A 19,894-nucleotide genomic window follows, 5' to 3' on the forward strand; every position below is an offset into this window, starting at 1 on the left:
TGTGAGTGACGAGAACGGCCCTGCCGGCGAAAGCACGCTGACCGTCGTGCTGGCGGGCGGCGTCAACCTGGCGATCGCCATCATGAAGTTCGTCGCGAGCCTGATCACCGGCTCCGGCGCGATGATGTCGGAGGCCGCGCACTCGGTCGCCGACACGATCACCGAGGTGCTGCTGCTGACGGCGTTGCGGCGCTCGGAGCGCCCACCGGACCGCATGCACCCCTTCGGCTACGGCAAGGAGCGCTACTTCTGGTCGCTGCTCGCGGCCGTCTCGATCTTCGCGTCCGGCGCGATGTTCTCGTTCTACGAAGGCTTCGCGACCATCTTCGGCCACGAGGAGGAGCAGGCGAGCCCGATCGTCGGCTACATCGTGCTCGCGCTCGCGTTCGCGATGGAGTCGGTCTCGTGGGTCCAGGCCGTGCGCCAGACCCGCGCGGACGCGGCCGAGGAGAACCGCTCGTTCGGCCAGCACCTGCGCATGGTCGACGACCCGACGTCGAAGACCGTGCTGTTCGAGGACTCGGCCGCGCTGATCGGCCTGCTGATCGCGTTCGCCGGGATCGGGCTGCACCAGCTCACCGGCTCGCAGGTGTGGGACGGCATCGCCTCGGTGTGCATCGGCGCGCTGCTCGCCGTGGTCGCGTACATCCTCGGCCGCACCAACCGCGGCCTGCTCATCGGCAGGCAGGCCGACCCGGTGATGGTGCGCGGCATCCGCGATCACCTCGCCGCCGCGCCGGAGATCGAGGCGGTCGTCGACCTGCAGACCATGTTGCTGGGCACCGACAGCGTGCTCGTCTGCACCCGCGTCGACTTCGACGACGCGCTGGGCGCCTCGGACGTCGAACACGCCTGCGTGCGTCTCGCGGCCGAGCTGCAGCTGCGGTTCTCGGACGTCACCGAGGTCTTCATCGAGCCGGTGCCGCGCACCGATCCGGACCTGCGCGCCAGCGTCCTGCGCCGCTACGGCGACCTGTCAGAGCGCTGGAATCAGTAACCGAAGTCCTGGGTCCAGAGCCAGCCGTCGGTGGCGACGCCGACGCCGAGCTTGGTCAGCGAGCAGTTGAGGATGTTCTGGCGGTGACCGCTGGAGTTCATCCACATCTGCATGGTCTGCTCGGGCGTGCGTGAGCCCTTCGCGATGTTCTCCGCACCCGGCCGCGAGTAGCCGGCGTTGCGGATGCGCTGGTCGAAGGTGACACCCTCGGGTGTGGTGTGCGAGAAGTAGTCACGGTCCGACATGTCGTCGCTGTGCCTCGACGCGGCGAGCGCGAGGTGGCTTTCGTTGCTGACAGCGCCGCAGCCCGCCTTCGCGCGCTCCTTGTTCACCAACGCGACGACCTGTCCCGCGAGCGAAGTGTCACCGTTCGAGGCAGGCGGCGGGTCGGCGGGCTTGGGCGGATCGGCCGGCTTCGGAGGCGGCGCCGGAGCTTCGGACGAACTCGGCGCCGGGGCCTCGGAGCTCGGCGTCGGTGTCGCGCTGCTGCTCGTGGTGGGCGTCGTGGTCGGCGAGGCGCTCTCGGACGACGGCGCGCCCGTTCCGGTGCCAGCCGGGTCCTGGGCGCCACCGCCCTGCGACTTCGCCAGCGCCGGGTCACCGGGACCCGTGTGCGGCACCTGCAGTCCGCTGTTCCCCACGTTCACGCCGGGCACGAGCCCCATGGCGATCGACCCGCCCGCGGCGGCCGCGCCACCGATCAGGAAGCTCAACGTGACGAGGAGTAGGCGCTTGCGCGCACCAATGGCTGACACGGGGCCGAAAACTATCACGAAAGAGTTACGACGACGAGGGCCTCGGTCACTCTTTTCTGATTGACGGGGCCTGGAGATAAATCTCCCCCAGCTCAACGCGGGTATTGATCATGGAAGATTTTTCCCACCGTCCTTTATGGACATAAGTGCCACCTGTTCCTTGGCACGGCGCGTGATCTCCGTCGACGCGACGACGAAGTCCGCGATCGTCTCCAGCTGCTCGACGCTGAGCCTTGCGAAGTATTCGACGCTCTCCGCGATCAGCCCAGCCCAGAACGGCGGCATGGTCTTCGCGTGCTCGGCGTTGAATTCGACCAGCACTTTGCGCCGGTCGCCGGGATGCGGCTTGCGCAGCACCAAGCCCTTCCGCTCCAGCCGATCGATCAGCGCGGTCACCGACGCGGGCGCGAGCCCGGAGTGCTTCGCGAGCTCTTTGGCCGTCAGCGGGCCCAGCCGCGCGATGTAGTCCATGGCCTTGGTGTCGGTCGCGGACAAGCCGGAGGTTTCGGCGATCGCGGTGTGGAACATGACCGTCTCCGTCGACCACACGCGCGCCAGCTCGAGCAGCCGCCGCGTGAGTTCCGCCTTGTCACTTGACACGCGACGGATCCTACCTCACTCTTTAGTTCGACAGAACGAATTAGTTTCTAAGAGACTTTGGTGGGGAGACATCATGACGAAGGCGCTGATCATCGGGGGCGGGATAGCGGGCACGGTGACCGCGATGGCACTGCACAAGGCCGGGCATGAGGCCGAGCTGTTCGAGGCGTACGACCGGACGGCGGAGGGTGTCGGCGCGTTCCTCACCCTGGCCGTCAACGGCATCGACACGCTGGGCGCACTGGACCTGAAAGACCTGGTCAAAGACATCGGATTCGCCACGCCGGGCATGGCGCTCAGCCTCGGCAACGGCCGCGAGCTGGCCAAGTTCCCGCTCGGCGTGGCGCTCGCGGACGGCACGGTCAGCCAGACCGTGAAGCGCTCGGACCTCTACGTCGCGCTGCGCGACGAGGCGGCCCGTCGCGGCATCGTCACGCACTACGGCAAGCGCCTGACCGACGCCGTGAACGTCGGCGACGGGGTCCGCGCGCGGTTCGAAGACGGCACCGAAGCCGAGGGTGACCTGCTGATCGGCGCGGACGGCCTGCGCTCGCGGGTGCGCGAGATCATCGACGCGAACGCGCCGAAGCCGCGCTACGTGCGGCTGCTCAACACCGGCGGCTACGCGGAAGGCGTGCGGGTCGACGACGAACCCGGCGTGATGCGCATGATCTTCGGCAAGCGCGTGTTCTTCGCCTATGTGCTGCACCCGAACGGCCAGATCTGGTGGTTCGCGAACCCGGCGCACCAGAACGAGCCGACCGCCGCCGAGCTGCGTGCGCTCGCGGGCGACTCCTGGCGCGCCGAGATGCTGCGCCTGGTCGAGGTCGACAACTCGCCGGCCACCGAAATCATCAACGCCACCTCGGAGATCTATCCGCCCTGGTCGACGCATGATTTCCCGACCGTGCCGACCTGGCACCGCGGCCGGATGCTGATCGTCGGCGACGCGGCGCACGCGACCTCGCCCGCCTCCGGCCAGGGCGCGTCGATGGCGATCGAGGACGCCGTCACGCTCGGCCGCTGCCTGCGCGACCTCGACGTCCCGTCGGCGCTGCGTGCTTACGAGTCGCTGCGGCGCGAGCGCGTCGAGGCGATCGTGGCGCAGGGCAAGCGCAACGGCGACGACAAGGCCGTCGGGCCGGTCGGCAGGCTCGTCCGCGACTTCTTCATCAAGCAGGCGTTCAAGAAGCCGGCGCCGGACCAGTCGTGGATGTGGAACCACCGCATCGAGTGGGAAGCACGCGTCGCCGTGTGAACACTATGACCATAAAAGTGACGGCCATCACCCCGCGTGGCACGGTCTGCCCAAACGTTTTGGAGGACCGATGAGACGCACGTTCGCCCTGCTCACCGCTGTGCTGGCAACGCTCGCTCTGGCACCAGTCGCCACCGCCGAGGCCGCGACGGCCGCGCGCACCGGCTGCGGCCGCCCCGCGCCGTACCGGACCGGCGCCTCGACCGACACCACGCTCCAGTCCGGCGGGCTGTCCCGCGAATACCGGGTCCACCTGCCCGCTTCGTACAACCGCTTCCGGCCGCTGCCGGTGGTCCTGTCGTTCCACGGGCACAAGCGGACGTCGGAGTACCAGGAACAGCTGACCGGGATGTCCGCGCTGAACGCGATCGTGGTCTACCCGCAGGGCCTGATCGGCACCGACGGCGAGTCGGCGTGGGAAGGCGCGCCCTACTCGGCGGCCGCGGACGACGTGCAGTTCACCCGCGACCTGATCTCGACGCTGGAGCGGCAGCTTTGCGTCGATTCGCGCCGGATCTACGCGGCGGGCAAGTCGAACGGCGGCGGTTTCGTCGGCGTTCTGGCCTGCCGGATGCCGGACCGGATCGCGGCGTTCGCGCCGGTCTCAGGGGCTTTCTACCCGCAGTCGGGCGCTTGCAACCCGCCGAAGCGGGCGCCAATCATCGACTTCCACGGCACCGCCGACACGACGATCCCGTACACCGGCAACCCGGCGAAGGGCCTGCCCGCGCTGCCGGATTGGCTGGCAGGCTGGGCTTCCCGTGACCGCTGCCGCGGGTCAGTGAGCTGGTCGGACGGTCCGGTGACGTATCAGCACTGGCTCGGCTGCTCGCTCGCGCACGTGAAGATCGACGGGCTCGGGCACGTCTGGCCGAGCACCAAGCCGAACAACGACTCGGCGACGCCGACGGTCATCGACGCGACGCCGATCATCTGGCAGTTCTTCCTCACGCACCCACTGCACTGACGCGACTGACGGGCTAGCGCCAGGTGTCGACCCGGTGGAAGTTCTTGTAGGCCCGGCTCGGAGTCGGCCCGCGCTGCCCCTGGTAGCGCGACCCGGCCTTCTCCGAGCCGTACGGGTGCTCGGCGGCGCTGGTCAGGCGGAACAGGCAGAGCTGGCCGATCTTCATGCCAGGCCACAGCGTGATCGGCAGGTTGGCCACATTGGACAGTTCCAGCGTGATGTGGCCGGAGAACCCGGGGTCGATGAACCCCGCGGTCGAGTGCGTGAGCAGCCCGAGCCGCCCGAGCGAGGACTTGCCCTCGAGGCGGCCCGCGAGGTCGTCGGGCAGCGTGACCATCTCGAACGTCGACCCCAGCACGAACTCGCCGGGGTGCAGGACGAACGGGTCCTCGCCCTCCTTCTCGACCAGCGACGTCAGCTCGTCCTGCTGTAGCTGCGGGTCGATGTGGGTGTACTTGGAGTTGTCGAACACCCGGAAGAAGCGATCGAGCCGGACGTCGATGCTCGACGGTTGGAGCATCGCGGCATCGAAGGGTTCGACCCCGAGACGTCCGTTCTCGAGCTCTTTGCGGAGGTCACGATCACTGAGCAGCACGCATGACAGCGTACTTAGGCTGCCCGCATGTGCTGGGCATAGGTGGTGTCGGGCGCGAAAACCTTCTCGAGCTGCCTGAGGTACGCCTCCCGGCCGGCCCGCCCGATCCGTTCCTGCAGCAACGTGGCGCCCGGGATCAGCTGCCGCAGCGTCTCGCCCGCGAAGTTGAGCCCAGCGGCCGCCACCACCACCGCCTGCGCGACCGGGTCGTTCGGCAGCTCGAGGAAGTCCGCGTTCACCTTCCCGAGCACGAGCCTGCTGATCGACGAGTGCACCCGCACGGCGACATGCGAGAGCACCTTCCCAGCGAACCCGCGCCCCTCACCGATCGCCTCGTGGGACTTGAGCAGCGCTTTCGCCAGCCGCTTCGAGTCGGCGTCCGGGATGAACTCGGTCTTGGCGAGCAGCCAGAGCATCCGCCAGGCGTCTTCCTCATTGGCGGGCAGCAACTCCTCGTCGACGCCCATGAGCCAGCCGACATACCGCCAGAGATGCAGGATGTCCGCCCGTTCCTTCTGGCTGTAGCGCACGCCGAGCAGCTGGGTCCCGAACACGAACACCAGCGAGAAGAGCAGCAGGGTCCCGGTGGTCTGCACCTGGTTGACGGGCTTGTCCCACGCCTCGTAGTCCCAGTCCGCGCGGCGGTTCATGGCGGCGCGGACGTGGGCATGGACCAGGCGGATCCGGATGGCCGAGATGTAGCCCTTCTCGCCCTTCGCAAGGCTGCCGGGCGTGGTGACGTCGATCCACCACGCAGCGGTCTCGACGAGTCTCTTTGTCGCCTTGTGCTCGATCTCGCCGGTCCCGACCAGCGCTTTCGTGGCCCTGGACGCGAGATATCCGCCCATGAGCGACATGTCACCGAGCGGGAAGAGCCCGAGCAACCCGGTCCTGAGGATGGCTTTGGCGCCACGTTCGAGTCGTTGCGTGTCCACCCAGAACGGCGTCGCCTCGACGCTTTCGAAGAACGCCTTCAGCGGAGGTGGCGTGTCCACGGTGACGCCATCGCGCAGGGTCTCCTCGAACTGCCGCTGCCCGGCCTGGCGCGGCTGGCTGTGCATCCACGCGACCACGGCGTCCGCTAGCGGATCCTCGGCCTGCGCGAACTCCCGAAGCCGCTTGACCTGCTGCTCGGTACCGCGGATGTCGCCCTCGATGAACAGCCTCGACGCCAGGCGGAACCCGCCTTGCCGGAACAGCTCGGGATCTTCCATCGTCGCCACCTCGCCTCGACACCCCGATGTCGACAACAAGTGTTGTCACTTCGACGGCCGAGCGTCAAGGTATGGAGGGGTTGCCGAGCGAGGATCGTTGCCATGTATGCTGGCGACACACTGCGGATGTAGTTCAATGGTAGAACATCAGCTTCCCAAGCTGAATACGCGGGTTCGATTCCCGTCATCCGCTCCAGCACGAAAGCCCCAGGTCAGTGGTTGTCCACTTTGGACCTGGGGCTTTCGTTTTGCCCGCCGGATTTCCTCGGCGTGCCATTAACATGCCATTAGCCGATCGGGACCAATGCGCCAGCCGCTCCGTCGTCCGGGTCGTCATCCCCGTCCGGCGTGACCTTGGTCCGGTGTTGATCGACGAGCTTGGACAGGCTGTCCACGATCTGCCGGTTGGGCCTCGTTCGCCGATCGCGTATGGACCACCGCCCTCCCTACAGCACGCTTCCTCACAGCGTGCTTAACGACTGCCACCAAGGCCGGGAAGACCCCCGCGTACTGTCCGTACGCTTCTTGACGAACTTGCCGCGGGACGTGTCGGCGTAGTCTGCTGAGGTGGCTCCTCAACGTAGACTTTCTGCGGCGGTGTCCCGCCCTCAGCAGACAGTGCCGGGGTTGCGGAGCTTGGACAGACCTCCACCGAATTCGGTAACTGATGCGAGTACAGCAACCCGGTTCGTCGGTTGGCGCGCGTGTGGACGCCACATTCGGGACAGCGCATGGGGACGGCGTCCAACCCACCCATCCCTCGTCGAACGTAAGGCGCATTTTCGTCCGCAGCCAGCACGGCAGTGTCCGAGGCCTGACACACGTCGTATGTACCTGGGCGCTTGTGACCATGGAGCACGCCGGTGCGACGATTCGCGCGGGTCTCAGCGCCACAATCAGGGCAGACGTAGCCTATGCTGTTCGGACCGTTCTTGTGTGAGGCCATACCTTCATAATCGACCACCGGTCAAGTGCTGAGCAGGCTTCGGATCTGCGACGGCACTGCTCGGATGCACAGATATCCGGGGCTACCGCCTCGTGACCATTCGAATGAAGTGGTTTTGAGTAGGGCGACAAGTTCGACGATCTGTTCGCGGGTCTTGGGGTCGATGTACTTAGTCAGGGGTTCGATCTCGGCGAACTCCAGCAGCTCCAGCAGCTCCAGCAGCTCCAGCAGCTCCAGCAGCTCCAGCAGCTCCAGCAGCTCCAGCAGCTCCAGCAGGATAGTCCCTCAAGAGGGGGATGGTGCGTACGTGCCCGACGAATTCCCCCTTGCGGATTCCTTCTCGTTCACCAGGTTGCCGAGGACCTCGACCGTGTCCTTCCCGGACACCGCGTAGCAGGAAAGCTCCCTGGCCGTAGGCGAGCGAGCTCCATATCCTTGGGGTCGATCCCGGACATACGCACCAGGCCCGAACGGATCGCCGGAGCCGCCGACCCGAGCGGACACCACATCAGGGAGTTCTTGCCCGCGCCCGAGGCACCGACGGTGTGGCAGTACACGCCAAAGCCGAGCAGTGGGACTAGCCACTCGTTTCCGTACTCGGTCCGACCGGCCCAGACCTTGCGGAGGTCTACCGCGGATTGCCCTTCGGGAACTGCGGGGAGTGCACGAGCGCGGCGGATCGGCCGGTTGTGCAGATCACGCAGACGTTTCGTGTAGCTAATCATTTTGACGCAGAGATGAACTCCCGTTGAGACTGCAGAAATTCTATTTCCGGCAGACCAATAGAAGCTACGCTATGCAATGGAGATTCGTCGACTCAACCCTTATTGTCAGGCCCACTTCCCTGAGCAAGGCTCTAATAATTCATTCACTTTGGGGGCCATACTTGCCAAAAATTCCTTGAGGTAACGCCATTAAGTCGGGATTTGACTCACCAATGATATGCAAATCGGCGTTTTTCCGAGTGGCGAACTCTAAGTGGATACTAACCTGCGCTCCGGCCTGTGCCTCACGGACGTGGTCTTCGCCTACCATCAATCCCAATAGTCGGCCCCATCGAGTAGATGCGTTATCTCCGCCTGCGACCAAAACATAGTCGTCGATTGCTATCGGCCTGTGCAGGGATTCTACCATGGCTACTCGATTGTTCTTGTAGAGTCTCTTGATCTTGCCCAGGAGTGTGCTCGCTGGATTCTTGCTTGACGGAACGAGGAGAATTCCGACTAGACTAGAGACGAGACCGAGGGAGACCGCCCTGATGTAGGCAACCTTATCGAGCAGGCGATCGTATGAGAGAATTTCATCGGGAATCGCTCTATGAGCCACCTCGTTGCGCCGCTCCACAAGGTCATCCAATTCTGACTTTAGAACCGCTGGAAGCGTGCTATTATTGATGTTACCCTTTACTGACATCCATTCTTTTACTGCATCCGAGTAACGAATCCTTTCGCCTAAATCTGGGACTGCCCAGCGAAATAGTCCACACAATGTGTCCCAGCGGATATTAGAGGTGTGATGGCCGATCACCTCAAGGCGCAGATCAACATTCGGACTCGTGTCGTCGAGGCATGAGGCGAGACTTTTGGCAACATCCAAATGAGAGATTCCTTCAAATCTTCCGGATCCGAGATCCTTGCCCAGTAGATTTGAGGCATTCTGCACGTAGCTTTTCCGCAACGTCTGCATCTGATCAGCTGATAATCTAGCGGGATCGGCGAGTAGTCTTTCGCTAAACCTGAATATCAGTCGTTCGGAGAAATTCTCAAAGGATGAATACAGTGCAGAAATACACGCAATGTACGCAAATCTTCTCTGGTCTAAAGTCTGCCTCTCATTGGAACCACTTTCGAGGAATCGGCGAACTCGATCGAGGTCGACCGCTAGATCGTTGTACTCGACTATCATCGTCGACTACCCCTATCTAGTCCTGGATGACTTCAACGCTGCATTAAGCGCGTCCATCGCGTGTTTATTGCGGCGGCGCGCGTCCGAGGTATTAGTCTTCCGTCCGCCAAAGTCGACGCCATGTTTGGCATACATATCTGTCAGCGCGAACCGCACGGACTCCCGACTGGAGAGCAACAGCTCTTTCTGGGCTTCAGTAAGTACTGAGCTTGCGTACATGAGAGCATCAAAAGCAATCTTACTGAACTGCCGATTACTGGCGCCTTTGAAGGCGTCGGCGCCACCTATTTTGTACCAAAATCGAAGATTAGAGAGGAATATCTCCTCGTAGCTTCTCAGCGTTCCAGCTGGAAACTTGTTCCCGCGAACCAAGAATTCGTCCAAAAATTCGGCTATCTTGTTCAGCCCCTGAGAGAATTTGTCAAGATGACGATAAGCGAAGAACCTTAAAACAAGCTCGACGTCTTCCATCGACTCGAACATCTTGCGCCCAGTCGGTGTGATCTTAACGCCCTCTGAATCCTCTCGGACTGACATAGCCTCCTGGTTGTCGTCGTCCTCAATGTCGCCTGCGGTTGACTCTTCCCGTGGCGGCAGGGACTCGAGGTCTCCTGGTGTTCCAAGCATTATGCGCAACTCCGGCGTCTGGGATAGACGCAGGCAAAGGTCGTTGAGTGGTCCATCGTACACGGCATTACGTGTTTCCTGACCACTGAGTCTCACACCGCCAGAATTCAGTCGTTCGAATACTAGCTTCTTCAAAAAGGCAGCCTGTTCCTCGGTAGCCGCCGTTTCGTTCAACAAGATTATCGACGACAAGTACCTGCGGTCAATGCCGTCGCGAATCGAATGTGGCAGCGTGGAGTATCTTCTGCCGTGAAGTTCCGGCCAATGTTGTAGCCCTGTGAGCTCAAATTTATTCTGGTAAAAATCCATTAGGGCCGTCAAACGCTGGCGTCCGTCCATCACTTCGAATCGAGCCAAGTCGTATTCATAAAGAAAAACAGGGGGAACGGGAACGTTCATCAGAAATGACTCAATGAGCCTGGACTTTCGAACGTTGTCCCACCGGTGGCGGCGCTGATATTCAGGGTCGCGCTTATACTTTGGTTCAGTATGCCCAGCATCCGTCTCGAACGTTTCCGTAAACATGCCAAGGATTTGACTTAAAGGATACCGAGCTTGCTCGACTACAATACGGACACCTTCGCGCACGTAGCGCTTATTTAGTTCAGCGTCTCCGGCAGGAGGGGTCTCTTCGTGCTTCAATTCATCAATAGTTTCCCCAGGAAGCAGAGGAACTTCGACGTCTGTTTGGACTTTTCTAGCGTTCACTAGAGTCCCCCTCCGTTGTCATAACAGGATGACCTCTGCACTGCAGCTATTGGTTGAGCTCGGCAATAACGTCAACTTCGTCGATTGCTGAGCCTGCTTTGCCAAATTGCTCCGCTTGACGGGCCTGTTTGGGCGATATGCCTGCGGGATGTACGTCTTTGACAAGCCAGCCAGAGCCCGATAGCTGAATGGAACTGAGTATCATTTCCTCTGGATCTGTTCGCGCTGAGGGCAGTGCGCCAAAGCGAATGGCAAGCCGGGCGCCTGGGTGACAACGGTCGGCAGTTGCAGTCCACACGTCGGCAAGCGCTTGAATGAATGCCTGCTGGTTAGGCTGTCGAGCGATCTGTCCAGCCGAGCCATAGGGAACCTCCGGTGGCCCGCCGAGAAACCATGATCGTAGCCACTGGTCTGATACGTAGGTTCGCATGCCGTAGTAAGGAGGGGAGGTGACCACCAAGTCAAACTTCTGGCGAAGACGTTGCAACGTATCAACAGAATCACCCAAGTAAACACGGCCACTTTTAGCGACTGGCGCAGCCTTTAACAGGCGTTCCGCCCGTCTCCTGATGACGTCGAGGGTCGGGATTCGAACCGGAAGCAGACCGCGAGTTTTCCAAAATTTTACTGCATAAGCTGGCTTGGATGCGTACGTTCTAGGCATCTGGTTCGAAAGGTAGGATGGCAGTCCCTTATTTTGTGGTCCGTGAAGAATGCCCAGCATCACGGCGCGCAGCATCGCAGCTGTGGGCGTATTCAGACCTTGGAGACTAGCACGCAGCGCGAGTAGCTCTTGCAGTGTCTCCTCTTCGTAGCACCATTGCCAGAATTCACCTTCGGGGGCGATATTGTCTGTGCTCGAACGAAGAATCTTGTTCGCTAGTTCTACTACCGACGCGGCTGTAACATACGTTAACTTAGCCTGCGCGATAGCTGCAGCTACAGGATTGATATCGATCCCGACGGACGACAGGCCTTTAAGTCGGGCAGCATATAACGTGGTCCCTCGACCACAGAAGGGATCTAGAACACGAGTTGCGTCCGGCTTCTCGGCGAGCTGCTGAAGCGGGAATTCCAGTGGAAACATCGTGTAGTACGGACAGATAGCATTAAGCCGTAGGACATCCTCCGGCCAAGATTGAGTACTAGCGTCCGCTGTTGCAGTCACGGTCGGCATTGTACAGGCGGCAATGCCCGACAGACAGGTAGCCGGGCTGCTCGCGGTGGCTTTGGACTCTGCCAGGCTCTCACGACGATAGTTAGTCTAGCAGTGTGGCGGCTCGCCCAGCTTGGCTCTATTGGGATCAAGTGCGCCAGCGGCGGCGACTACGTCACCACCCGTACGGCGGACCTCCCGATCGCGGCACGGAAGGCCTGCCGCTTCGGGCCGCCCCCACCGAATCGGCCGTCAGTGCTGCGACCCCCGCTCACGGCGATCAGCTCATCGGCCTAGTTACGTCGACCCTGCCAGCTGGCAGGGTCGACTTCGTGTCAACATCCGACCGCGCCTCAGCCGAGGCCCACACCGCTGACGCGCTCCTGACTATCGAACAGGGTAAGCGCGCCGAACTGAACGCCTCCGACCCGGGCAGCTTCGCCATCAGTGAAGCACTGTTGGCCGTCCTTCATCGGCACAAGGACATGCAAGACTCTGCGATCTCGCTCAATGACCTCCACAACGAGATGACCGCCCTGGGAAGCAAGGTCGCCGCAGGTCATGCCATCAACGTGCCATTCAGGCTGGCTAACCAAGGTCAACAGCAGACACCGCGAAACATCCCCGTCCGCAGGTCAGGGCCGCTTTCCAGCATGCTCACCCTGGTTCCCAAGCTGAATACGCGGGTTCGATTCCCGTCATCCGCTCTCTTGACAAAACCCCAGGTCAGCAGTTGTCCACTGTAGACCTGGGGTTTTTGTTTTCGAGACGCTGGAGGTGCACCGAGTGAAGGACTTGGCCGAGCTGCTCGCCATCGCACGCGAAGCCGTCGAGGTCGGCTACCGGCTCATCACCACGTCCGGCCCGGGCGTCGTCCGCGAGAAGGGCGACCGCGACCTGGTCACCGATCTGGATATCCAGGTGCAACAACACATCCGCGCCTACCTCGAGCAGGCAACACCTGACATCGAGTTCCTCGGCGAAGAGGACGGTGGCGGCGAACTCGACCAGACCGCCGAGCGGATCTGGGTGCTCGACCCGATCGACGGCACCTCGAACTTCGCGCACGGCCTGCCGATTTGCGCGGTGTCACTCGCATTGGTCGAGCGAGGCGAATCCGTCGTCGGCGTGATCGCGGCGCCATTCCTCGGACTCCGTTACCACGCCACGAAAGGCGGCGGGGCTTTCGTCAACGAGAAGCCGATGCGGGCCAGCTCGAACGACGACCTCGGGCGCGCGATCATCGCGATCGGCGACTACGCGGTCGGCGACGGCGCGGCCGAGAAGAACGACTACCGCCGGTCGGTCAGTACGGCACTGGTGGAGAACGTCGAGCGTGTCCGGATGATCGGTTCCGCGGCGATCGACCTGGTCTGGGTCGCGGAAGGACGCTTCGACGCGTGCGTGCTCTACTCCAACAAGCCATGGGACACGGCCGCCGGTGTCCTCATCGCCCGCGAAGCCGGCGCGATCGTGGCCGACACGGCCGGGGTTCCGCACGACTTCTCGTCCGGCACCACGGTCGCCGTCGCGCCGGGAATCGCTTCCGCGCTCTGGCCGCTGCTTCAAAAGAGGTCGTGAGTGTTTAGACCGGTTAGAACCGGCCGCATCACTCACGACCCCGAAGCAGTGTCTACTGTGGACTGGGACGGTATGTGGTGATCGTGCCGCCGTGGCTGAACACGCGGGTGTCGACCGGCGTGAAGGGGCGCGCCCCGAGTTCGCCAGCGAAGACCGGGATGCCCGCGCCCGCCACCACCGGGTAGGTCTTGAAGATCAGCTCGTCGATCTCCGGCAGCAACGTCCCCGCGAGCTTTCCCCCGCCGCACAGCCAGATGTCGCCTTGGTCGTCGGAGGCTTTGAGTTCGCGGACCGCTGCGACGGGGTCGCCGGAGATCAGCTCGACGCCTGGGTCGGCGATCTCGCCAAGGGACGTCGAGAACACGTACTGACGCAGGTGCGCGTACGGGCTCGCGATGCCCGCGTCGAGCGCGGGCTTGTAGGTGCCCCTGCCCATGAGGACGGCGGAGAAGCGCTTGTTCGGAACGCCCTCGAGGCCGATACCTGGGCGAATGTGGGTCGGCATGGTCTCGGGGAACTCGGCGCGGAGGTACTCGACCATGTCGGGCGCCTCCGGGTAGAAGTCGAACTCGCCGCCCGGGCCTGCGATCATGCCGTCGATCGAGACGGCGACGTAGTAGACGAGCTTGCGCATCCAGGCCCCCATGACCACTAAGGTTGTAGTACTTTAAGTACGCAGAACGGTATCACTACACCTGGAGTGGTTTCAACCGATGGTGCGACGCAATCCCGAACGCCGCGCGGCGCTGCTCGACGCCGCGATCGAAGTGCTGGCCAACGAGGGGGCGCGGGGCTTGACGTTCCGCGCGGTCGATCAGCAGGCCGGGGTGCCCGCGGGCACCGCTTCCAACTACTTCGCCAACCGCGACGAGATCATGATGAGTGTCGGCGCGCGGGTTTACGAGCGGCTCGAACCGGACGAGGCCGTGATGGCCGCCGTCGACGAAGGGCCGCGCACCCGGGCGCGGGTCACCGAGCTGATGCACGAGGTGGTCGAGCGGGTCGCCGCGTTCCCGACCGGGTTCCTGGCGCTGCTGGAACTGCGCCTCGAAGCGACGCGGCGGCCGGGGCTGCGCGAGGTGCTCACCGGGCGCGTTCGCGCGGATCTCGACTTCAACGTCGAGAACCACCTGAAGTCGGGGCTGCCCGGCGACGGGACGACCGTGACGCTGCTGTGGCTGGCGCTGAACTGGATGATCGTCGAACGGCTCACCTTGCCCGATCTGCTGACCCCGGAAGAACGGCATGGGCTCATCGACGCGCTCGTTGATCGATTGGCTTGACATCCAGCACGCTCGAGGTTGTTCACTGGGCACATGAACTTCGACCTCGACGCGTACCTGACGCGAATCGGGCACGCACGGGTGACGCCGTCGGCCGAGGCGTTGGAGTCGCTGCACGAAGCGCATGTGCGGTCCATCCCGTTCGAGAATCTCGACGTGGTCATGGGCACGCACGCCGGCATCGGGCTGGGCGTCATCCAGGACAAACTCGTGCGCAGGCAACGGGGTGGGTACTGCTACGAGCACGGGCTGCTGTTCGCGGCGGCGCTGGAGGCGCTCGGGTTCACCGTCGAGCGGCGGATGGCGCGGGTGCAGCCGGACCGGCCGGGGCCGTCGACGCACATGATGCTCGTGGTGCGGATCGGGGACGACGAATTCCTCGCCGATGTCGGGTTCGGCTGGGGACTGCTGCGGTCGATGCCGTTGCGTGATCAGGAAATCGTCGACCAGTCCGGCTGGAAGTATCGGCTGCTCCAGAATGGACCCTGGTGGCGGTTGCAAAGATTCGAAAGTGACTGGACGACACTGCACCAATTCGGGCCCGAAGTCCGCTACCAAGTCGACTATGAGGTCGGGCATCACTACGTCTCGACACATCCGAAGTCCCCGTTCTGGGAACAAATCGTGGTGATGCGCCTGGAACCGGGCTTGAGCAAGCGGTTCGTCGGCAACGAACTCATCCTCGAATACGCCGACGGGCGCGTCGAAAAATCAATCGTCACAAGGGAAACGCTCGACGAGACCCTGCGCGGTCTCGATGTGGTCGTTACTCCGAACGAGTTGGCGAAAATCGACACTTTGAGGTGACCACGCTCGCCGTTGGGCGCCGTCACAATGATCCGCGGTGCTTCTTGGGAAAGACCACATCGGCGATCGAGTTCGCCGCGAGGCACTCTGTGAGGTGATCTTTCAACGGCGAAAGGGGCAGGCGTGTTTTCACGGCTTCGGCGAGTGGGCGTGTTCATTGGCGCGGTGGCGTTGACAGTGGCCACGACAGGACAGGCGGTGGCCGCACCGGCCGCGGCGAGCTGCCCGTCGGTCGGACACAATTGGTCGGGGCCGGGACCGTTCACCGTGACCGAGCAGCAAAGCGGCGCCGGGCACACCATTTACCGGCCGGCCAATCTCGGCGGCTGCGGCAAACATCCGGTAATCCTTTGGGGCAATGGCACTTTCGCGACACCGTCGATCTACGCGACCTTGTTGCGACACTGGGCATCGCACGGCTTCATCGTCGCCGCGGCGAACACCACGCAGTCGGGCAGTGGCTCGGAAATGTTGGCGGGACTGGATTATCTGACCGCGCAGAATGCCAAGGCGGGCAGTGTCTTCTACGGCAAGGTCGACACGTCGAAGGTCGGCGCGAGCGGCCACTCGCAAGGCGGAGGCGGCACGATCAACGCGGGCGCGGACGCACGCGTGGACACCACGGTCCCGATCGAGCCGGGTCCGCAAGGCGTGATCGGACAGCTCAAGGGCCCGATGTTCATCCTCGGCGGCCAGCACGACACCGTCGTCGTACCGCTGCTGCTGGTGATCCCGCGCTACAACGCGGCGGGCCACATCCCGGCGATCTACGGTGAACTGGCGGGCGCGACCCACCTGACGCCCACCGGTGACGGCGGCGGATTCCGCGGCCCGATCACCGCGTGGTTCCGGTACTTCCTGATGAACGACCAGGCGGCCTACGGCGAGTTCTTCGGTCCCCAGTGCGGCAACTGCGGTTCGCCGATCTGGTCGGACTTCCGCCGCAACGCCAAGGCGCAAGCGCTGTAGCTTGGACCGCATGGTCCTTCCGAAGCGGCTTGCGCGATTCAACCGAGTGGCGACGAACAAGATCGCCCGGCACATCGCGGGCTGGCTGCCGTGGATGGGACTCGTCGAACACCAAGGCCGGAAGTCCGGGCGCACGTACCGGACTCCGGTCAACGTGTTCCGCGCGGAAGACGGGTTCGTGCTCGCGCTGACGTACGGGCCGGACACGGACTGGGTCAAGAACGTCCTCGTGAACGGCGGCGGTCAGCTGATCACGCGACGGAAGACCTACGCCGTCAGCGAGCCGCGCCTGGTGCGTGACGAGTCGCGCGGGGCCATGCCGTTTGGGGTTCGGCAGATTCTCAAAGCCGTTGACGTGGCTGACTTTATGTATTTGAAGGCGCGGCGTCACTAGCGTGGATGGACGACACGCGTACCTGGATGGACGACACGCGTGCACAGATGGACGACACGCGGATCAGGTGAGGGTGGCGCGGAGTTTGGGCGGGGATTTGAGGCGGTGCGACTCTGCGAGGAGTTCGTAGAGGTGGGGTGGGTCGACGTGGGCGAGGTCGACGATGATCGAGGCGTGGCCGTCGTAGTGCGGGGTCGTGTAGAAGGCCGGGTCGCCCGAGGCCAGTAAGGCGGCCTTTTCGTCGGGGGTGCACATGAGGACCAGGCCGCCCTCGGCTTCGGTGCGGAGGCGGGCGAAGCCTTTGCCCGCGACCTTCAGGGCCGGGGTGCGGTACCAGGTCGAGACCGTGACCTCGGGTAGTGAGAGCGCGCGGGTGACAACGTCTTCCCAGGTAGGCATGGGTCCATTGTCACCCGCGCGTCTTGGAAAAAGCGGAGCTAGCCGATCTTGGTGATGCGGTTGGGCACCGGCGGGGTGATGCCGGGGTTCGCCGCGAAGTAGGCGAGCAGCGCGTCCAGGTCGACCGGGCCGCCTGCCAGGTTGGTGCCCTTGGTGAGCTCGGTGAAGCCGTCACCACCCGCGGCGAGGAAGTTGTTCACCGAAACGCGCAGCGACGCCGCCGGGTCGATCGGGGTGCCGTTGAGCGTCAGGTTCGAGATGCGCGAACCGATCGGCTTGGACAGGTCGTACGAGTAGTGCAGCGAGTTCGAGATCTGCAGGATGCGGGTGATGCTGCCCTGCCACTGCTGCTCCAGCACGGCCTTCAGACCCGAGCCCGTCAGCGTGATCGTCTGCATGATGTTCGCGAACGGCTGGACGGTGAACGCCTCGCCGTAGGTGACCACGCCGTCGCCCTCACCGTTGGGCGAGGACTTGAACAGCAGGTCGGCGCGGATGCCGCCGGGGTTGGTCATCGCGATCTGCGCGCCGTTGGTCAGGGTGCCCGCCAGCTGCGCGTCGGCGAGGACGTCGCCGAGCAGCGACTCGCCCGTGGCGGTGCCCGCCGCGGGGAGGTCGGCGGTGATGGTGCCGACCTGGCGGTTGGCGATCGGGGCCGCCTTGGTCTTGGCCTCGGCGACCAGCGCCTGGACGTCGGCGTCCGGGGTGACGTCGCGGGTGACGATCTCGTTGTGCGCCTTGGTCTCCGAACGGACGACGTCGCGGCTGCGCAGGTTGATCTTCAGGTCGATGACCGACAGGAGACGGCCGAACGAGGAACCCTGGATCAGCGGACGCGGGTTGCCTGCCGGGTCGGTGACGACGCAGTTGTACTGCTGGTGGCTGTGGCCGGTGAAGAACGCGTCGACGCGCGGGGTCACGCTCTCGGCGATCACCTTGGCGGGGCCGGGGCGCAGCTTGCAGTCGTCGGGGCCTGCGGTCTCGGTGCCGTCGCCCTGGTGCATCAGCACGACCTGCGCCTTGATGCCGAACAGCTCGAGCAGCGCCGACGTGCGGTTGATCGCCTGCACCTCGTCGCCGAACTTGAGGCCCTTGATGGCCTCCGGCGTGACGACCGACGGCAGGTCCTTCAGCGTGGCGCCGATGACGCCGATCGGGACACCGCCGGAGAACTCGATGCTGAACGGCAGCACCGCGGGCAGGCCGCTCTTCTCGAAGGTGACGTTCGCGCCGAGGAACGGGAAGTTCGCACCCTGGAACGGGTCGTGGAACTGGCAGCCGTCGACCGGGTGGCAGCCGCCGAACTGCATGCGCTTGAGCTCGGCGTAACCCTCGTCGAACTCGTGGTTGCCGACGACCGACGCCTTGACGCCGAGCTTGTTCATGAACTCGATGGTCGGCTCGTCGTGGAACAGCGCCGAGATCACCGGCGACGCGCCGATGTTGTCGCCCGCCGAGAAGACCAGCGAATTGCGGACCTGGGCACGGAGCTGCTTCACGTGCGTCGCCAGGAAAGCGGCGCCGCCCGCGTCGACGGTCTTGCCATCCGACAGCACCACGCGGCCGGACGAGCCGGATGGCGGCTCGAGGTTGCCGTGCAGGTCGTTGAAGGCGATGAGCCGGACGTCAGTGGTCGGGCTGCCGTAGGCCGACGCCGGCGTGGCGACGAGCGCGCCCGCGGTGAGCGCGACCCCCAGCACCGCGACAGCGCGCTTCAGCCGGTTGGAAATAAGCATTCTTCCTCCGAATTCGGACGCCCCATGACCCGAATGGGCGTGCACCGGCGCAGGAGTCTGCCTTCCCGCTCAGTGATCCACCAGAGGAATTCGGCGGAATTTGCTCAAACGTCACTGCCGTCTAGCAGAACGCGAGTGACCAATTCCGGATCGTCACTCATCGGCACGTGTCCGCAACCGGGCAATACGAGCAACCGTGCCTGAGGGCACATCTTCCGCAATTCGGCCGCACGTGGCCGCGCCAGAATCCGGTCGCGTTGCGCCCACGCGATCGTCACCGGGACGTCAGGCACCGGGCCTTCGAACCGGAAGCCCCGGCCTTTGGTCAGCGCGACCGTCGGCAAAAACCCGGCGGCCGAGCCGAACGCGCGCATGTCGTCGAAGATCACCTCGGGGCTGACCCGCGCGGGCTTGTCGAAGATCATCCCGCTGACCACCGTCCGCCCCGCCGCGCTCGACGCCAGCCTGCGGCCGAACCGGTCGGGGATGCGCCGCGCCAGGTGATAGTGCGTGCGGAGCATGCCGATCGCGTAGCGCTGCTGCGCGTATGTCCACAGCCCGGCCGGGGAAAGCGCCGTGACACTGCGGACGAGGCCCGCCTGGCCGAGCGCCAGCGAGAGCAGGCCGCCGAGCGAGTTGCCCGCGACATGCGGCCGTCCGAGACCGAGGTCGGCGAAGAACTCGCGGAACAGCCGCAGCGCCGGTTCGACGCCGTACGCGTCGTCACGGGGCGGTGACTCGCCGAACCCCGGCAGGTCGACGGCGATCACGTCGCGGTGCTTCGCGAGCAGCGGCAGCACCGGGTCCCATGCCTGCCTGCGGTGGCCGACCCCATGGATCAGCACCAGCGGCTCGCCCTGGCCAGCGCGGGTGTAGACGACGTCGTCCATCAAATGAGCGTAACCGCTGGTAACAGGTAAAACCACCACCCTCGCGGGTGGCCGATCGGCCGTGGAGCACCTCGGCCGAATGGCCGATCACCGGCTCTGACCATGGA

At 64.0% G+C, this 19,894-nt stretch carries 20 protein-coding genes, 1 tRNA gene and 1 pseudogene; 10 read left to right on the forward strand and 12 right to left on the reverse strand.

Features of this window, described 5'->3' with window-relative positions; genetic code table 11:
* The first annotated feature begins 1 nt into the window (after nt 1).
* Nucleotides 2–997 (forward strand): cation diffusion facilitator family transporter, encoded by a 996-nt coding sequence (locus tag BLV57_RS11805; RefSeq protein ID WP_091288673.1) that lies wholly within the window; start codon nt 2–4, stop codon nt 995–997.
* Here BLV57_RS11805 and BLV57_RS11810 read toward each other — a convergent pair.
* Nucleotides 991–1,752, reverse strand: coding sequence for a CAP domain-containing protein (locus tag BLV57_RS11810; protein WP_245757274.1), 762 nt, complete (start codon nt 1,750–1,752; stop codon nt 991–993). The two genes, BLV57_RS11805 and BLV57_RS11810, sit on opposite strands and share 7 nt — an antisense overlap.
* A gap of 108 nt (nt 1,753–1,860) precedes the next feature.
* Complete coding sequence (locus BLV57_RS11815) at nt 1,861–2,352, reverse strand: MarR family winged helix-turn-helix transcriptional regulator (RefSeq protein WP_091288674.1); 492 nt, start codon at nt 2,350–2,352, stop codon at nt 1,861–1,863.
* A 73-nt stretch (nt 2,353–2,425) separates the two neighbouring features.
* Between BLV57_RS11815 and BLV57_RS11820 the strand changes: the two genes are divergently transcribed.
* Nucleotides 2,426–3,610, forward strand: a complete 1,185-nt coding sequence (locus tag BLV57_RS11820; RefSeq protein WP_091288675.1) for an FAD-dependent oxidoreductase — start codon at nt 2,426–2,428, stop codon at nt 3,608–3,610.
* Nucleotides 3,611–3,680: 70 nt separating this feature from the next.
* Complete coding sequence (locus BLV57_RS11825; protein ID WP_091288676.1) at nt 3,681–4,577, forward strand: CE1 family esterase; 897 nt, start codon at nt 3,681–3,683, stop codon at nt 4,575–4,577.
* A gap of 13 nt (nt 4,578–4,590) precedes the next feature.
* Here BLV57_RS11825 and dcd read toward each other — a convergent pair whose 3' ends face one another.
* Both dcd and BLV57_RS11835 read right to left on the reverse strand, forming a co-directional pair.
* Complete coding sequence (gene dcd, locus BLV57_RS11830; RefSeq protein ID WP_091288677.1) at nt 4,591–5,172, reverse strand: dCTP deaminase; 582 nt, start codon at nt 5,170–5,172, stop codon at nt 4,591–4,593.
* A gap of 14 nt (nt 5,173–5,186) precedes the next feature.
* The gene (locus BLV57_RS11835; protein WP_091288678.1) at nt 5,187–6,386 is read right to left on the reverse strand and encodes an oxygenase MpaB family protein; all 1,200 of its coding nucleotides are present in this window, start codon (nt 6,384–6,386) and stop codon (nt 5,187–5,189) included.
* A 122-nt stretch (nt 6,387–6,508) separates the two neighbouring features.
* On the opposite strand from BLV57_RS11835, the gene BLV57_RS11840 reads away from it, so the two are divergent.
* Nucleotides 6,509–6,582: transfer RNA gene (locus BLV57_RS11840), tRNA-Gly, on the forward strand.
* Between the two features lie 861 nt (nt 6,583–7,443).
* On the opposite strand, the pseudogene BLV57_RS43925 reads toward BLV57_RS11840, so the two are convergent.
* The 4 genes and pseudogenes from BLV57_RS43925 to BLV57_RS11855 form a co-directional block, all read right to left on the reverse strand.
* Nucleotides 7,444–7,991: pseudogene (locus BLV57_RS43925) on the reverse strand (hypothetical protein); the annotation flags it as partial.
* A 205-nt stretch (nt 7,992–8,196) separates the two neighbouring features.
* Nucleotides 8,197–9,018, reverse strand: coding sequence for a HEPN domain-containing protein (locus BLV57_RS42805; RefSeq protein WP_143047034.1), 822 nt, complete (start codon nt 9,016–9,018; stop codon nt 8,197–8,199).
* Nucleotides 9,019–9,249: 231 nt separating this feature from the next.
* Entirely contained in the window at nt 9,250–10,506 is a 1,257-nt protein-coding gene (locus tag BLV57_RS11850; RefSeq protein WP_218134729.1) for a DUF262 domain-containing protein, read from the reverse strand.
* Between the two features lie 112 nt (nt 10,507–10,618).
* A complete protein-coding gene (locus BLV57_RS11855; RefSeq protein WP_218134731.1) occupies nt 10,619–11,740 on the reverse strand; it encodes a DNA methyltransferase in 1,122 nt (373 codons plus the stop codon).
* Nucleotides 11,741–12,060: 320 nt separating this feature from the next.
* On the opposite strand from BLV57_RS11855, the gene BLV57_RS42810 reads away from it, so the two are divergent.
* Nucleotides 12,061–12,474, forward strand: coding sequence for a hypothetical protein (locus BLV57_RS42810; RefSeq protein ID WP_143047035.1), 414 nt, complete (start codon nt 12,061–12,063; stop codon nt 12,472–12,474).
* Nucleotides 12,475–12,514: 40 nt separating this feature from the next.
* The gene (locus tag BLV57_RS11865; protein WP_091288683.1) at nt 12,515–13,309 is read left to right on the forward strand and encodes an inositol monophosphatase family protein; all 795 of its coding nucleotides are present in this window, start codon (nt 12,515–12,517) and stop codon (nt 13,307–13,309) included.
* A gap of 52 nt (nt 13,310–13,361) precedes the next feature.
* Here the strand turns inward: BLV57_RS11865 and BLV57_RS11870 are convergent, their stop codons facing one another.
* Nucleotides 13,362–13,955 carry a dihydrofolate reductase family protein gene (locus BLV57_RS11870; protein WP_245757276.1) on the reverse strand — a complete coding sequence of 198 codons (594 nt, stop codon included), beginning with the start codon at nt 13,953–13,955 and terminating at the stop codon, nt 13,362–13,364.
* Nucleotides 13,956–14,022: 67 nt separating this feature from the next.
* On the opposite strand from BLV57_RS11870, the gene BLV57_RS11875 reads away from it, so the two are divergent.
* The 4 genes from BLV57_RS11875 to BLV57_RS11890 all read left to right on the forward strand — a co-directional run bounded on the left by BLV57_RS11875 (nt 14,023) and on the right by BLV57_RS11890 (nt 16,762).
* Entirely contained in the window at nt 14,023–14,592 is a 570-nt protein-coding gene (locus BLV57_RS11875; protein WP_091288684.1) for a TetR/AcrR family transcriptional regulator, read from the forward strand.
* A gap of 33 nt (nt 14,593–14,625) precedes the next feature.
* A complete protein-coding gene (locus BLV57_RS11880; RefSeq protein ID WP_091288685.1) occupies nt 14,626–15,399 on the forward strand; it encodes an arylamine N-acetyltransferase family protein in 774 nt (257 codons plus the stop codon).
* Nucleotides 15,400–15,564: 165 nt separating this feature from the next.
* On the forward strand, nt 15,565–16,368 hold the full coding sequence (locus BLV57_RS11885; protein WP_245757277.1) for an alpha/beta hydrolase family protein: 804 nt from the start codon (nt 15,565–15,567) through the stop codon (nt 16,366–16,368).
* A gap of 10 nt (nt 16,369–16,378) precedes the next feature.
* Complete coding sequence (locus BLV57_RS11890) at nt 16,379–16,762, forward strand: nitroreductase family deazaflavin-dependent oxidoreductase (protein WP_091289103.1); 384 nt, start codon at nt 16,379–16,381, stop codon at nt 16,760–16,762.
* 63 nt (nt 16,763–16,825) lie between these two features.
* Here BLV57_RS11890 and BLV57_RS11895 read toward each other — a convergent pair whose 3' ends face one another.
* From BLV57_RS11895 to BLV57_RS11905, 3 genes are all read right to left on the reverse strand, one after another.
* A complete protein-coding gene (locus BLV57_RS11895) occupies nt 16,826–17,161 on the reverse strand; it encodes an MmcQ/YjbR family DNA-binding protein (protein WP_091288687.1) in 336 nt (111 codons plus the stop codon).
* 38 nt (nt 17,162–17,199) lie between these two features.
* Nucleotides 17,200–18,897 (reverse strand): bifunctional metallophosphatase/5'-nucleotidase, encoded by a 1,698-nt coding sequence (locus BLV57_RS11900; protein ID WP_091288688.1) that lies wholly within the window; start codon nt 18,895–18,897, stop codon nt 17,200–17,202.
* 104 nt (nt 18,898–19,001) lie between these two features.
* Nucleotides 19,002–19,787, reverse strand: coding sequence for an alpha/beta fold hydrolase (locus BLV57_RS11905; RefSeq protein ID WP_091288689.1), 786 nt, complete (start codon nt 19,785–19,787; stop codon nt 19,002–19,004).
* Between the last annotated feature and the right edge of the window lie 107 nt (nt 19,788–19,894).

It is taken from the genome of Amycolatopsis xylanica (genome assembly GCF_900107045.1).
In the GTDB taxonomy this organism is placed as follows: domain Bacteria; phylum Actinomycetota; class Actinomycetes; order Mycobacteriales; family Pseudonocardiaceae; genus Amycolatopsis; species Amycolatopsis xylanica.

Excerpts from the sequence above, each read along its gene's own strand:
- BLV57_RS11820 (WP_091288675.1), top strand. The coding sequence starts at position 2,426 with ATGACGAAGGCGCTGATCATCGGGGGCGGGATAGCGGGCACGGTGACC.
- BLV57_RS11825 (WP_091288676.1), top strand. The coding sequence starts at position 3,681 with ATGAGACGCACGTTCGCCCTGCTCACCGCTGTGCTGGCAACGCTCGCT.
- BLV57_RS11835 (WP_091288678.1), bottom strand. The coding sequence starts at position 6,386 with ATGGAAGATCCCGAGCTGTTCCGGCAAGGCGGGTTCCGCCTGGCGTCG.
- BLV57_RS42805 (WP_143047034.1), bottom strand. The coding sequence starts at position 9,018 with ATGCAGACGTTGCGGAAAAGCTACGTGCAGAATGCCTCAAATCTACTG.
- BLV57_RS11870 (WP_245757276.1), bottom strand. The coding sequence starts at position 13,955 with ATGGGGGCCTGGATGCGCAAGCTCGTCTACTACGTCGCCGTCTCGATC.
- BLV57_RS11875 (WP_091288684.1), top strand. The coding sequence starts at position 14,023 with ATGGTGCGACGCAATCCCGAACGCCGCGCGGCGCTGCTCGACGCCGCG.
- BLV57_RS11880 (WP_091288685.1), top strand. The coding sequence starts at position 14,626 with ATGAACTTCGACCTCGACGCGTACCTGACGCGAATCGGGCACGCACGG.
- BLV57_RS11890 (WP_091289103.1), top strand. The coding sequence starts at position 16,379 with ATGGTCCTTCCGAAGCGGCTTGCGCGATTCAACCGAGTGGCGACGAAC.
- BLV57_RS11895 (WP_091288687.1), bottom strand. The coding sequence starts at position 17,161 with ATGCCTACCTGGGAAGACGTTGTCACCCGCGCGCTCTCACTACCCGAG.
- BLV57_RS11900 (WP_091288688.1), bottom strand. The coding sequence starts at position 18,897 with ATGCTTATTTCCAACCGGCTGAAGCGCGCTGTCGCGGTGCTGGGGGTC.
- BLV57_RS11905 (WP_091288689.1), bottom strand. The coding sequence starts at position 19,787 with ATGGACGACGTCGTCTACACCCGCGCTGGCCAGGGCGAGCCGCTGGTG.